The following is a 12,749-nucleotide window of genomic DNA, read 5'->3' as shown; positions in this document are numbered from 1 at the left end:
TATGGTGATCCCCTGGGCGAAATGCGCCTGGTAAGCAGAGTTTTTGAAATGTAAGGCCTTTGAATAAGACAAAAGGCTGCCTCATCGCTAACTTTGCAACAGTGCCTGGTAAAATTGCACGGCTAACTATTCAACTGAGGAAAGGACATGTTTACTGCATTCAATGAGAGAAATGATTTCAGTTATGCTTTTGAAAAAATCCGTAATGCGATTTCCGCGCCAGGAGAAAATAATCTTTATGCTGCAACAGAATTAGGTCTTGGCATTCTGCTCCGTAAATACGAGCAGTTTCGCCAGGAACTGGATGCGGCCGGTGAGCTGGGAAACTGGGAATATGATCTCGATACCTACAATCACTGTATTGCGGTGCTGCAACGTTACTTCACCGGCAATCCATCCGGACTGACAGAACGTGATGCCCGGATTTACAGCCATTACCTGCAGACTGAGCACAAAAGGTTTGTGAAACTGGCTGAAGAGCTGGCTGCCGGCCGCTGACTACGGACAGAGGGCGGGATTTCTCAGGAATATAAAGGGGTAAATGATCAATGACTGATATACAGGCCGCAACTGAGAGTATAGTTGCTGCGACATCCCATCCGGTTTCCGTACAGCTGATTAATCAAGGGGCGGGGATCTGGGGAAACGTGGCAACCGGGCTTATCACTGGCCTGCTTACTGGGGGTATAACACTCACTGGCATCTGGCTGACACATTATTTCACGCTTAAGCGTGAGAGACAGGCGTCAGAAGATAAAATGAAAAAGGAACTGCATTACATTGCCACCGAGTTGGTATTCATGCTTGAACGGTATGCTGAGGGTTGTTTCCGGGTTGTGACGGATGACGGCCAGGATGATGATGCCCCCCAGCCTGAGAGAAAAGCTGTCACGAATTACCCTGAACTGAATCTGATCGATGTCTCCGGTGACTGGCGGACTTTAGAGCCACGTCTTATGTATCGCATCCGTGAACTGCCGGTGCTCCAGGATGAGGCCCACAGGGCAATTGCATATGCCGCCGAATACTCCGACCCTCCTTGGCATAAGGACTATTTCAGGGAACGGCAGTATCAGTTCACGCGCTTGGGCATCAACGCTGTCATTCTTGCCGTCCGTCTGCGCAAGGCAACCGGGATGCCCGAAACACGTCTTACAGGTCATGATGAATGGTCTGCAGTTTCCGTGTTTCGTAAAGTCTGGAGGCGCGAAAGAGCCCTGCGCGCTGCTGAAGCTACCCGCAACAGGGAGTGGAATCAATTAGTGATACCTGATGGAATGTCAAACCAATGAGCGGCCTCTTATCATATTCTCACCCGCAGCAGCCGGCGCAAATGCCGGTGGCCATTGACTATCCCGCCGCGCTGGCCCTGCGCCAGATGGCGCTCGTTCAAGATGAACTACCGAAATACCTGCTGGCACCGGAAGTCAGCGCCCTGCTCCATTATGTGCCCGATTTGCACCGCAAGATGCTGCTGGCAACCCTCTGGAACACCGGCGCACGTATCAACGAGGCGCTGGCGCTGACCCGGGGGGATTTTTCGCTGGTGCCACCGTATCCGTTCGTGCAGCTGGCCACGCTTAAGCAGCGCACCGAAAAAGCGGCCAGGACAGCCGGCCGAGCTCCCGCCGGTAGCCAGGCTCATCGTCTGGTTCCGCTTTCCGATCACCACTACGTCAGCCAGCTGCAGATGATGGTGGCCACCCTGAAAATTCCGCTGGAAAGACGCAACAAGCGTACCGGCAGAACAGAGAAAGCCCGCATCTGGGACATCACCGACCGGACAGTACGGACCTGGATTGGCGAAGCGGTTGAAGCGGCCGCCGTCGACGGGGTGACATTCTCGGTGCCGGTCACCCCGCATACGTTCCGCCACTCCTACGCGATGCATATGCTGTATGCCGGCATACCACTGAAGGTTTTGCAGAGCCTGATGGGCCACAAATCGATTAGCTCGACGGAAGTCTATACGAAGGTGTTCGCACTTGATGTTGCTGCGCGGCATCGAGTTCAGTTTCAGATGCCCGAAGCGGATGCGGTAGCCATGCTGAAAGGGAATATTTAAGTACTTAGGAGAATGATGCTGGCGAACGTCCTGCTCGCCGGGGAGGTCTGTCAGACGTTATCTGGACCAGCTGACGGGAATATCTGCTCTGTATTCCTCATACTGCTCATAGATCGCATGCTGAAGCATCGTAATACGTTCTGACAACCTGTTGGCGTCCGACATATGCCGCCATTCCCCCTCAATAGTGGTTTTCTGTCCATCCGGGAGATTGAGCGTGATCAATACCTTTGTATCACGAATAATCACCCCGTCAGTGAAAGAATTAAGACCACTCCTTACGGTATTATCTATCTGTATAGTTTCAAGTTTCATCTTGTTACCTCCTGTTGACCGGATCCCAAGCATAGATATCTGAATTCAAATTGCCTAGTGAAATGTCTGGATATGCCGCATTTTTCCCCTTATACAGCGAAGCTGGCCAAAGGCCAGCCCGCTTAGATTTATCGCTTTTGCCAGTAGATCAGCATGGCAAGGAACAGGATTGTTGCCCCCTGAGAAGCGGTCAGGAAAGTTTCCAGCAATGACATTATCGTAAAACTCCGCATTATTAATTTCAGGTGTGTGATTCAGGGGCCTTAGTCCCCCTTTTACAGGACGTAGTGTTCTGTCACGACGGAAGCCAGGGTTAATAAAAACGATTCGAATATGTCTGCAGGGACGATAGAAATCTTCGTGCGGGTTGTCTCGCTGTAGCCGGCTCTGGAGAGCGACTCGGGGGAGGAGTAGTATCTTCCGGCCACGGATATGATCGAGCCAGCAGTGCTCGCCGCAGTCGAGCGACAGGGCGAAGCCCCGAGTGAGCGAGGAAGCACCAGGGAACAAAACTTATAAATTCTGCTTACGCTCAATGCCTGAAAAATCACCTCCCCTCGGGGTTATCCACTTATCCACGGGCATATTTTTATAAAGTACTTTTTTATTCTTTTTCTTTATTTTACATCTTTTAGGGAGCCTGAAAGCCGCGTACAGTGCGGCCTGAGAGGGGGCCTGTATGGGCAACTGGTAAACATAATATGGGAAATTAATCACGTATCAGTGGGTTTTGTGTCAACAAGCTATGGGATACGCATCAACAAGCTATGGGAAAGAGGTCAAGTTCAGTTCTCAATTATCCACTTGTGGATAAAGTGCAGATTTTTCCGGTGGATAAGTATCGCGATAGCTTGCAATTTCTGTTTTCACTGTCATTATGGGTGGGTAAAAATTTACCCATAGGCATTGAAATGGATACTCAAGCACTCTTGCCAGCTACTAAAACGTTTAAAAAACGCGCCAGTATAAAGCAATCTAACGAATTGACCGAAGCTGCATATTACCTGCCTCTTCAGGCAAAACGTGTGCTGTGGTTATGCCTCATGCAGGCCTATTTTAATGACAGCCAGGAAGATGACTCTGACGTATTGCCGCTCTTCAAAATCAGCGTTTCCGATTACGTCAAATACTTCAATGTCGCTACGTCTGTCGCCAGTCGTGATGTGAAGGCTGGGGTAAATGCTCTGGGCGAATCAACGGTTACCTTTTATCCAAAAGAAGGTGAGTTTGAAGAAGTTAAACGTCCGTGGCTGGCTGAAGCAGGAATGAAGCGAGGCCGGGGTTCCTGGCAGATTGAATTTAACTACAAGGTCATGCCATTCCTGGTCGGCTTAACCTCCCAGTTCACTACCTATTCTCTCTATGACTGTGGCCAGCTTAATAGTGTTCGTGTCATCCGGCTTTATGAAAGCCTGTGTCAGTTCCGGAGCACTGGTGTCTGGATCACCACACATGACTGGTTATGTGAAAGGTTTATGCTCCCTGCCTCGCAGAAAAACAATATTGCTGAAATGAAGCGTACCTTCCTGGAACCTGCTCTGAAGAAAATTAATGAGAAGACGCCATTAAAGGTAACATATACCACTGAAGAAGATGGTCGCTTGCTGTTTAATTTTCTTGATAAAAAACAATAGTCTGTAATTTTTATTTCCTCCCCCCTTAGTTTGTTGCTGACATATGGGGGGATACTGAACTTGCTGTGTTTCCCATAGTGCTTGCCTAACTTGACCTGTTTCCCGCAATCGCGGCTGTCTGCGTAGTTGACCTGTTTCCCACAGTCCGGGCCGTCTGCGGAGTTGACCTGTTTCCCACAGTCCCGGTCGTCTGCAAAGTTGACCTGTTTCCCACAGTCCCGGTCGTCTGCAAAGTTGACCTGTTTCCCACAGTCCGGGCCGTACGCGGAGTTGACCTGTTTCCCACACTCCCGACCGTCCGAGAAGTTGACCTGTTTCCCATAGTCCGGGCCGTCCGAGAAGCTGACCTGTTTCCCTTAGTCCGGGCCGTCTGCAAAGTTGACCTGTTTCCCACAGTCCCGGCCGCCCGCGAAGTTGACCTGTTTCCCATAATCCGGGCCGTCCGCGAAGTTGACCTGTTCCCCACACTCCCGGCCGCCCGTGAAGTTGACCTGTTTCCCATAGTCCGGGCCGTCCGCGAAGTTGACCTGTTTCCCATAGTCCGGAGCGTCCATTAAAGTTGACCTGTTTCCCACAGAGGATGGAAAACTCTTCTTGTGCTGAGCGTAAGAGCTATCTGCCGGAACGGTTCCTCTTCGCTTCCTCGCCAGTTCGCTCGCTACGCTCGGTTACATGGCTGCGGCGAGCGCTGATACATAAGGCTCAGCATTGCACTGGTCGTAACTAAAATCAGAATCCTTCTGAATGACTCTCCTGTCTTGCAAGTTGAATACCTTTCTCAAAGCCCTTTTGTATGAGTTGCTGTTGATGGTCAAAAGTGCGTCTGCGTGTTGCTGCAGTGTGATTTAGTAGCACGCCCGTCGAGCTTCATCCCCCTTCTGTTGAGAGCGAAATCAAAACAATATGATTTTTTTCTTGCAACATGACACTTTTTGTTCAAAATGACAAAAAACGTCATGAGGTGATAAATGGACAATATTGAGCAGTTACGGAAAGTCGCTACACGTGCAGGTAAGCTTCTGACATCTTTGAGCGAAAGTATCCGACAGCAAAAAGAGGAATTGAAGCTTACCGAGTTCTATCAGGAATACAGCAAAGCCGCTCTGTATAAGCTGCCTAAGCTCAGTAAAGGCAGTGTTGAGTATGCTGTGTCCGAAATGGAAGCCGGTGGCTACATTTTTAAAAAGAAACCTTCTGGTAATACGATGAAATACGCGATGACGATTCAGAATGTCATCGATCTGTATAACCATCGTAAAGTACCGAAGTACAGGGATCGCTTCGATAAAGCCTTTACGATTTTTGTATGTAATCTTAAAGGTGGTGGTTCCAAGACAGTTTCTACCGCTTCATTATCACATGCTTTTCGAGCTCATCCTCAGCTTCTGTTCGAAGACCTGCGTATTCTGGCCATCGATTTCGATCCGCAGGCATCTCTGACAATGTTCCTGAGCCATGAGAATTCAGTGGGCTTGGTTGAAAATACGGCTGCTCAGGCCATGCTCCAGAACGTGTCTCGTGAAGAATTACTTTCCGATTTTATAGTACCGTCTATTATCCCTGGTGTTGATGTAATCCCCGCTTCCATTGACGATGCATTCCTTGCTGAAGGCTGGAAGGGATTGTGTGAAGAACATCTGCCAGGGAAAAATATTCATGCGGTGCTTAAAGAGAACATTATCGACAAGCTCCAGCATGACTACGACTTTATTTTCCTTGATAGTGGTCCTCACCTTGATGCGTTCCTGAAAAACTGCATTGGGGCGGCAGACCTGATGTTGACCCCTCTTCCACCGGCGACGGTTGATTTTCATTCTTCCCTGAAGTTTGTGGCCAGCCTCCCTGCCCTCATAGATTCCATCGAAATGGATGGGCACACCTGCAATCTCATCGGTAATGTCGGCTTCATGTCCAAGATCCTGAACAAGTCTGATCACAAAATTTGCCATAGTCAGGCCAAAGAGGTTTTCGGTGCCGATATGCTAGACATGGTTCTGCCAAGACTGGATGGTTTCGAACGTTGTGGGGAGACTTTTGACACAGTTATTTCAGCAAATCCAGCAACCTATGATGGAAGTACAGAGGCACTAAAAAGCGCAAAATCAGCAGCGGAAGACTTTGCGAAGGCAGTCTTTGATCGCATCGAGTTCATTCGTACTAACGGAGGTATGTGATGTCGAATGAGAAAAGAAAAACCATCGGCAGACAGTTAAATACTCAGGCGTCAATGCTCGAAATGGCTGACACCGGTAGAAGTCAGGTATTTACCTTAAAAACCGGCAGGAAGGTAACGTTCAGGTTTGTTCGGGTGCCTGCATCTGAAGTTGAAAGTAAGACCTTCGTAAACCAGGAAAACAATGGAAGAGATCAACTTGCACTGACCAGGGAGTCTCTGAAATCCATTATCCAGACGATTAAGTTTCAGCAGTTCTTTCCCTGTATTGGTATTAAGCAAAGTGAAAGGATTGAGATACTGGATGGTTCAAGACGGCGAGCCTCAGCAATTTTTGTCCGTACAGGCCTTGATGTAATGGTTACCGAAGAACATTTATCAGCTGATGAAGCTCGCCAACTGGCTAAAGATATCCAGACAGCTAAAGAACATAATCTTCGGGAGATTGGTCTGAGATTGATCGCTCTTAAAGAGTCCGGATTTAATCAAAAGGAAATTGCTGAACTGGAGGGATTATCTCAGGCTAAAGTTACCAGGGCGCTGCAGGCGGCGGCCGTACCGCAAGACTTAATTTCTCTGTTCCCGGTTCAGTCGGAGCTATCGTTTAGTGATTATAAACTTCTTTTAGAAGTTAATGAAAAACTCGGTGAAAAGGGATTAACGCCTGAAGAACTCATTCAGTCTGTATCAGCTCAGCTCGATGCAATTTTGAGTGATGGCGAGCGACCAGAAGACGAACAGAAAGCCAGTATTCTGAAGCTGATTTCTCAGGCATCTCAGGCATTGATAGATCCATCTCCCAAGGAAAAGTCAGTGGTTTCCCCACTCTGGTCTTTTGAAGAAAAGGACAAGTTCGCGCGTAAGCGTGTGAAAGGGCGCACGCTGACTTATGAGTTTAGCCGTATGTCAAAAGTGATTCAGGATGAACTGGACAAGGCTATCAACGAAGTCCTTGACAGAAATTTGAGTCAATAATTTCGCCATGGCGATTTCACATCTAACTTATTGTAATTAGGCAGTTTAGGTTGAGAATTTCACGGTGAAATCGCCATGGTTTCACGCCAGTTTCGCTGCAGGAATATCTGACCATCGTGTCGTATAAGCAGGAGAAAGCATCTCCCGTTTCATCTGCCATTCCGGGGCCATACCCCGCCCCGCAAACCATACTTTACCCAGCCCTGAGTTGTTGATCCCGTCCAGAACCCTCATCAGCTCAGCACTGTGAGGGCGTGGCGGGCGTTCGTCGAACAGTTGCAGCTGCGAAACTCCGGAGCCGGTGAAGTCATTCAGCATAACTCCGGCTTTGGCATACCGGTGCCCATCCCTCCAGATACGCTCCAGAGCCGTTGTAGCGGCTGCAATGATGTCCCTGGTGTCCTGAGTGGGTGTAAGAAGTTTTTCCGTAGCCACGTTGCCGTAGTAAGGCTCTTTAATGGCGAACGGAGACGTTTTGATGAAAACGGAAATATGCCGGCAATACTGGTGCTCTTTACGCAGTTTTTCAGAGGCCCGCTCTGCGTGCTGACAGATAGCCTGACGGAGTGACTCGTACTCCGTGATCTTCACGCCAAAACTGCGGCTGCAGACAATTTGCTGTTTCGTCGGAGGGGCTTCCTCAAGCGAAAGGCAGCTTTCCCCGTTCAGTTCCCGTACCGTTCGCTCAAGGACGACAGAAAAATTTTTGCGGATGAAGGCCGGGTTCGTCAGAGCCAGATCGAGCGCGGTTTTTATGCCCAGCACATTTAGCTTGCGTGCAATACGGTTACCCACCCCCCAGATTTCTTCAACCGGCTGCAGTGAAAGCAGTTTCCGCGTCCTTTGCGGATTTCCCCTGGTCAGAGCGAGTACGCCATGAAACTGTTTCCACTCTTTTGAGGCCCACTGGGCTGATTTTGCGAGGGTTTTCGTTGGTCCGGCGCCCACGCCAATGGTCAGGCGGGTACAGTCATACACCTGCTGACGCAGCTGCCGGGCGAAGTCCTCAAGCCCCATACAGTGCTCCACGCCGGTCAGGTCGAGGAACATCTCATCAATTGAATACTGTTCCACCCTGGGGGCCAGTTCCTCCAGGCAGTTCATCACGCGCGCCGATATCGAGGCGTAAAGTTCATAATTACTTGAAAACGCATATATTTTTTCCGGGTATCTTTCGTTTTTTATCTGAAACCACGGAGTTCCCATTTTGATCCAGGGCTTCGCCTCGGCACTGCGAGCGATTACATTCCCGTCGTTGTTGCTCAGGACGACTATCGGCTTTCCTTTCAAATCCGGGCGGAAAACACGTTCACAGCTGGCATAGAAGCTGTTCACATCGGCCAGGGCAAACATCAGTACATCTCCCTCGGGCGGTGGATGATATGCGTGACGACGCCAAAGATATCCAGCTCGTCGGGATCAGGATAAATCGGCGACCAGGAGGCATTCATGGGCTGCAGCGTCAGTCGCGGCGTCAGCAGAAGCCGTTTCACCGTAAACTCCCCCTGCATGCTGGCGACAACGATATCGCCGTGCCGCGGCTTTTCAGCACTGTCCACAACCAGCAGATCGCCATTGTACAGACTGCCGTCGGCCATGCTGTCTCCGCTGGCACGCAGGTAGTACGTCGCGCTCGGATGCCGTATGCAGTAATCATGGAGATCCAGATCGGACTCGACATAGTCAGCAGCAGGGCTGGGAAAACCGCAGCTGGCCAGATCGGCAAACAATGGATGGGCCTGTGGCGGGAGTTCTTTCCCGGTGCTGAAAAGTTGTAGTTTCATCTTTCCTCCTGACACTCTAATTTTACTGGTTATACATACAGTGTTCGCCGGGAGACCGGTAGAGATCAAGGGGTGAAAGTCCCCGACCATTGAAGGACCAGCAATCCACAAGGTCCCCGAGTCATGCGTTGCATACCGCGAGGTATGGGGCGAAGCGTTGACAGGGGTGTTGACAGGCCAGCCATTGAGCCACGAAATGTATATTAAATTACCGGGTGCCGACGTTGTACTGTTAACGGAAGGCAACATCATAGGGTGCGATACTGCGAGTGCCACATGGACCCGGCGGGGTCTGAGACCCTGGCATGTCAATACGATCTCTACGCGGGAACCGGGAGATCTCCCCTCTGACCATCTGCCAGTGTCGGAGACGGCCCGCACCGGGAAGACGAGGAGTCATAGCCGGTGATGTACGGAGAGGAGAAGTCGGACTCGCTCATAGTAGCGGCGAAGCAGGCGAACAACCCGAAAGGAGCGTAGTCAGTGGAGCGAAGGAGCGGGGCCAAGGGGAACGCGGAACAGCCACACATGCGCCGGACACAGAGCCGGGAAAGCATGTCACAGAGGCTGTCACGCGTGCGGGAAGCTGCGAAGCAGCGGAAGAAAGAACGGTTTACAGCATTGTTCCACCTGCTGACAGTCGAAGCACTGGAAGCCGCATTCCTCTCCCTGAGCAGGAAAGCGGCCGCCGGAGTGGATGGCATCAGGTGGATGGACTACGCCGGAAACATGAAGAACAACATAACAGATCTGCACCGGAGGCTACATCAGGGCAGCTACAGGGCGCAGCCCGGCAGGCGTCACTACATCCCAAAAGCGGATGGAAAACAACGCCCGCTCGGCATCGCCTCGCTGGAGGACAAGATCGTCCAGTATGCGCTGGTGAAAATCCTGAACGCAGTCTATGAAAACGACTTTATGGGGTTCTCATACGGGTTCAGACCCGGGCGAAGCCAGCACGATGCACTGGACGCACTGGCCACAGGGCTGGTACGCACTAACGTAAACTGGGTACTGGATGCCGACATCAGTCAGTTCTTCGACAGGGTGAGCCACGAATGGCTGATCAGGTTCACAGAGCATCGGATCGGCGACCGGAGCGTAATCAGGCTCATACGTAAGTGGCTCACAGCCGGGACGTTGGAGGAGGGTCAATGGCGAGCAACGGAGGAAGGCACCCCACAGGGTGCGGTCATCTCACCGCTGCTGGCAAACATATACCTCCACTACGTCTTCGATCTGTGGGCGCATCAGTGGCGACGTCGCTATGCCACAGGCAATGTGGTAATGGTCAGATACGCCGATGACATCGTCATCGGGTTCGACAAACGATACGATGCCCGGCGCTTCCGTATAGCCATGCAGCGCAGACTGAGGGAGTTCGGACTCACGGTTCACCCGGAGAAAACCCGTCTGATGGAGTTCGGCCGCTTCGCTGCCGAAAACCGTGCCATCAGGGGAAAAGGCAAACCAGAAACGTTCAACTTCCTCGGGTTCACGCACATCAGCGGGAAAGATCGCAACGGCAGGTTCATGCTGATACGAAAGACCCGCCGGGATCGGATGACGGCAACTCTGAAAGCCATCAAAGACGGTCTGCGAAGGCGCTGGCATTACTCAATCCCCGAACAGGGAAAATGGCTCAGGAGAGTGGTTCAGGGATACCTGAACTATCACTCGGTACCGGGCAACTTCCCCACCATGCAGAAGTTCAGGACACACGTAACAAACCTCTGGCGCCGGGCGCTCAGGCGCAGGAGCCAGAAGGATGATACGACCTGGACGAAAGCAAACAAACTGGCAGCCGCATGGCTACCAAGGGTTCGGGTTCTTCATCCATGGCCTGTGGAGCGGTTCACCGCCAGACACCCGAGGCAGGAGCCCGGTGCGTAAATCGCGCACGCCGGGATCTGTGCGGGGGGTATCCGGTAACGGGTATCCCTACCGCGACATATTTAACAGCGTGACGATAATCCAGATCGCCTGCCGGATAATGGTGCCAACTTACTGATTTAGTGTACGATGGTGTCTTTGAGGTGCTCCAGTGGCTTCCATCTCCATCAGTTGTCCCTCCTGCTCAGCTACTGAAGGCGTGGTGCGTAACGGTAAAAGTACTGCCGGACATCAGCGCTATCTCTGCTCTCACTGCCGTAAAACATGGCAGCTACAGTTCACTTACACCGCCTCTCAGCCCGGTACGCACCAGAAAATCATTGATATGGCCATGAATGGCGTTGGATGCCGGGCAACCGCCCGCATTATGGGCGTTGGCCTCAACACGATTTTACGTCACTTAAAAAACTCAGACCGCAGTCGGTAACCTCACGCATACAACCGGGCAGTGACGTCATTGTCTGCGCGGAAATGGACGAACAGTGGGGCTACGTCGGGGCTAAATCACGTCAGCGCTGGTTATTTTACGCCTATGGCAGGATGTGCAGGACGGTGGTGGCACGCGTCTTTGGTGAGCGTACTCTGGCCACGCTGGAGCGTCTTCCGGGCCTGCTGTCGGCCTTTGAGGTCGTGGTATGGATGACGGATGGCTGGCCGCTTTATGAATCCCGCCTGAAGGGAGAACTGCACGTTATCAGCAAGCGATATACGCAGCGAATTGAGCGGCATAACCAGAATCTGAGGCAGCATCTGGCAAGGCTGGGCAGGAAGTCACTGTCGTTCTCAAAATCGGTGGCGCTGCATGACAAAGTCATCGGGCATTATCTGAACATAAAACACTATCAGTAAGTTGGAGTCATTACCAACCAGTTCACCACCTACTCGCTCCGCGATTGTGGCAGTCTTCGAAATCCCCGGACGATCCGCCTTTATGAAAGTCTTGCTCAATTCAAATCTTCAGGCTTATGGGTTACTACTCATGCTTGGTTAAATGACCGTTTCGTCTTACCGGAATCCCAGCAGAAGAACTTGGCAGAGTTGAAACGATCTTTCCTTGATCCTGCACTCAAGCAGATAAATGAGAAAACACCTTTACTTGCTAAGTATAGTATTGATGATTCAGGAAAATTTCTGTTCTCAATAATTGATAAGCAAAATCCCGTCTGACATAAATCAGCACACATGAGCCTGTCATTTGACAAATTTTTGTCATGAAGATGGGCGGATTTCCACACAGCACCGGCGCCCGGTAAGATGGGCGGATTCCCACACGGCACCGGCGCCCGGCAAGGTGGGCGGATTCCCACACGGCACCGGCGCCCGGTAAGGTGGGCGGATTCCCACACGGCACCGGCGCCCGGCAAGGTGGGCGGATTCCCACACGGCACCGGCGCCCGGTAAGGTGGGCGGATTCCCACACGGCACCGGCGCCCGGTAAGGTGGGCGGATTCCCACACGGCACCGGCGCCCGGCAAGATGGGCGGATTTCCACACAGCACCGGCGCCCGGTAAGGTGGGCGGATTTCCACACAGCACCGGCGCCCGGCAAGGTGGGCGGATTCCCACACGGCACCGGCGCGCGGCAAGGTGGGCGGATTCCCACACGGCACCGGCGCGCGGCAAGGTGGGCGGATTTCCACACGGCACCGGCGCCCGGCAAGGTGGGCCGATTCCCATATCGACATGTATGTAGCTTGTGTTATCTGTGGATTGTGCAGCTCAGCGGGTCGCTGGTCGTATGGCGGAGTGTCCCCCGTAACCGGCCGCGTGCGGCCGCTAACGCGCAGTACGGCGCCGCGTCCCGCAGACGGGCCGCCGTTCCCGCGCGCAGCACTGCGCACCCCCGTGGGGGACGTACGGCAGCTGCGTGGCGGTGAGCGGGATTAGGGCTTTGCAGCTACCGTGTTAAG

At 52.1% G+C, this 12,749-nt stretch carries 12 protein-coding genes and 2 pseudogenes; 9 read left to right on the top strand and 5 right to left on the bottom strand.

The features are described 5' to 3' along the window. The first annotated feature begins 147 nt into the window (after positions 1 to 147). Genes ACOTXI_RS23790 through ACOTXI_RS23780 form a run of 3 tightly spaced genes read left to right on the top strand, consistent with a single transcriptional unit; the run spans position 148 to position 2,065 of the window. A complete protein-coding gene (locus tag ACOTXI_RS23790; RefSeq protein WP_000493378.1) occupies positions 148 to 498 on the top strand; it encodes a hypothetical protein in 351 nt (116 codons plus the stop codon). Positions 499 to 548: 50 nt separating this feature from the next. Next, the gene (locus ACOTXI_RS23785; protein ID WP_000129823.1) at positions 549 to 1,292 is read left to right on the top strand and encodes a hypothetical protein; all 744 of its coding nucleotides are present in this window, start codon (positions 549 to 551) and stop codon (positions 1,290 to 1,292) included. Further along, positions 1,289 to 2,065, top strand: coding sequence for a site-specific integrase (locus ACOTXI_RS23780; RefSeq protein ID WP_000015958.1), 777 nt, complete (start codon positions 1,289 to 1,291; stop codon positions 2,063 to 2,065). The genes ACOTXI_RS23785 and ACOTXI_RS23780 overlap by 4 nt, the downstream gene beginning before the upstream one ends. 57 nt (positions 2,066 to 2,122) lie before the next feature. Here ACOTXI_RS23780 and ACOTXI_RS23775 read toward each other — a convergent pair whose 3' ends face one another. Next, entirely contained in the window at positions 2,123 to 2,380 is a 258-nt protein-coding gene (locus tag ACOTXI_RS23775; protein ID WP_000764642.1) for a hypothetical protein, read from the bottom strand. A 128-nt stretch (positions 2,381 to 2,508) separates the two neighbouring features. Then, complete coding sequence (locus tag ACOTXI_RS23770) at positions 2,509 to 2,613, bottom strand: hypothetical protein (RefSeq protein WP_032409716.1); 105 nt, start codon at positions 2,611 to 2,613, stop codon at positions 2,509 to 2,511. 534 nt (positions 2,614 to 3,147) lie between these two features. On the opposite strand from ACOTXI_RS23770, the gene ACOTXI_RS23765 reads away from it, so the two are divergent. Then, positions 3,148 to 4,014: a replication initiation protein gene (locus ACOTXI_RS23765; protein ID WP_004118283.1), complete on the top strand. Its 867-nt coding sequence runs from the start codon at positions 3,148 to 3,150 to the stop codon at positions 4,012 to 4,014. Between the two features lie 356 nt (positions 4,015 to 4,370). On the opposite strand, the gene ACOTXI_RS23760 is transcribed toward ACOTXI_RS23765, so the two are convergent. Continuing rightward, entirely contained in the window at positions 4,371 to 4,568 is a 198-nt protein-coding gene (locus ACOTXI_RS23760; protein WP_000339856.1) for a hypothetical protein, read from the bottom strand. Positions 4,569 to 4,982: 414 nt separating this feature from the next. Between ACOTXI_RS23760 and ACOTXI_RS23755 the strand changes: the two genes are divergently transcribed. Both ACOTXI_RS23755 and ACOTXI_RS23750 read left to right on the top strand, forming a co-directional pair. After that, positions 4,983 to 6,188: an AAA family ATPase gene (locus ACOTXI_RS23755; protein WP_000368714.1), complete on the top strand. Its 1,206-nt coding sequence runs from the start codon at positions 4,983 to 4,985 to the stop codon at positions 6,186 to 6,188. Beyond that, positions 6,188 to 7,162: a ParB family protein gene (locus ACOTXI_RS23750; protein ID WP_000064120.1), complete on the top strand. Its 975-nt coding sequence runs from the start codon at positions 6,188 to 6,190 to the stop codon at positions 7,160 to 7,162. The genes ACOTXI_RS23755 and ACOTXI_RS23750 overlap by 1 nt, the downstream gene beginning before the upstream one ends. 81 nt (positions 7,163 to 7,243) lie before the next feature. Here ACOTXI_RS23750 and ACOTXI_RS23745 read toward each other — a convergent pair whose 3' ends face one another. Both ACOTXI_RS23745 and umuD read right to left on the bottom strand, forming a co-directional pair. Continuing rightward, positions 7,244 to 8,515 (bottom strand): Y-family DNA polymerase, encoded by a 1,272-nt coding sequence (locus tag ACOTXI_RS23745; protein ID WP_004118291.1) that lies wholly within the window; start codon positions 8,513 to 8,515, stop codon positions 7,244 to 7,246. Then, positions 8,515 to 8,946 carry a translesion error-prone DNA polymerase V autoproteolytic subunit gene (gene umuD / locus ACOTXI_RS23740; RefSeq protein WP_000776034.1) on the bottom strand — a complete coding sequence of 144 codons (432 nt, stop codon included), beginning with the start codon at positions 8,944 to 8,946 and terminating at the stop codon, positions 8,515 to 8,517. Before umuD ends, ACOTXI_RS23745 begins: the two co-directional genes overlap by 1 nt. Positions 8,947 to 9,351: 405 nt before the next feature. Between umuD and ltrA the strand changes: the two are divergent. The 3 genes and pseudogenes from ltrA to ACOTXI_RS23725 form a co-directional block, all read left to right on the top strand. Continuing rightward, a pseudogene (gene ltrA / locus ACOTXI_RS23735) lies at positions 9,352 to 10,839 on the top strand (group II intron reverse transcriptase/maturase). 151 nt (positions 10,840 to 10,990) lie between these two features. Next, positions 10,991 to 11,688, top strand: a protein-coding gene (locus tag ACOTXI_RS23730; protein ID WP_223229472.1) for an IS1-like element IS1X3 family transposase whose coding sequence is annotated in 2 segments (ribosomal slippage) — positions 10,991 to 11,240 and positions 11,240 to 11,688 — 699 coding nt in all. Because the reading frame shifts where the segments join, the coding sequence is not laid out codon by codon here. A 9-nt stretch (positions 11,689 to 11,697) separates the two neighbouring features. After that, a pseudogene (locus tag ACOTXI_RS23725) lies at positions 11,698 to 12,006 on the top strand (replication initiation protein); the annotation flags it as partial. Positions 12,007 to 12,749 lie beyond the last annotated feature (743 nt).

This window comes from Enterobacter cloacae complex sp. BZL2005, assembly GCF_049238885.1.
GTDB classification, from domain to species: Bacteria; Pseudomonadota; Gammaproteobacteria; order Enterobacterales; family Enterobacteriaceae; genus Enterobacter; species Enterobacter roggenkampii.
Note: the sequence above shows the minus strand (reverse complement) of the source record. Positions and strands in the feature narration are given on the sequence as shown.

Bases quoted from the DNA above. Each gene is read 5' to 3' on its own strand.
- umuD (WP_000776034.1), bottom strand. From the start codon at position 8,946: ATGAAACTACAACTTTTCAGCACCGGGAAAGAACTCCCGCCACAGGCC.
- ACOTXI_RS23785 (WP_000129823.1), top strand. From the start codon at position 549: ATGACTGATATACAGGCCGCAACTGAGAGTATAGTTGCTGCGACATCC.
- ACOTXI_RS23745 (WP_004118291.1), bottom strand. From the start codon at position 8,515: ATGTTTGCCCTGGCCGATGTGAACAGCTTCTATGCCAGCTGTGAACGT.
- ACOTXI_RS23775 (WP_000764642.1), bottom strand. From the start codon at position 2,380: ATGAAACTTGAAACTATACAGATAGATAATACCGTAAGGAGTGGTCTT.
- ACOTXI_RS23790 (WP_000493378.1), top strand. From the start codon at position 148: ATGTTTACTGCATTCAATGAGAGAAATGATTTCAGTTATGCTTTTGAA.
- ACOTXI_RS23760 (WP_000339856.1), bottom strand. From the start codon at position 4,568: ATGGACGCTCCGGACTATGGGAAACAGGTCAACTTCGCGGACGGCCCG.
- ACOTXI_RS23770 (WP_032409716.1), bottom strand. From the start codon at position 2,613: ATGCGGAGTTTTACGATAATGTCATTGCTGGAAACTTTCCTGACCGCT.
- ACOTXI_RS23780 (WP_000015958.1), top strand. From the start codon at position 1,289: ATGAGCGGCCTCTTATCATATTCTCACCCGCAGCAGCCGGCGCAAATG.
- ACOTXI_RS23765 (WP_004118283.1), top strand. From the start codon at position 3,148: ATGGGAAAGAGGTCAAGTTCAGTTCTCAATTATCCACTTGTGGATAAA.
- ACOTXI_RS23755 (WP_000368714.1), top strand. From the start codon at position 4,983: ATGGACAATATTGAGCAGTTACGGAAAGTCGCTACACGTGCAGGTAAG.
- ACOTXI_RS23750 (WP_000064120.1), top strand. From the start codon at position 6,188: ATGTCGAATGAGAAAAGAAAAACCATCGGCAGACAGTTAAATACTCAG.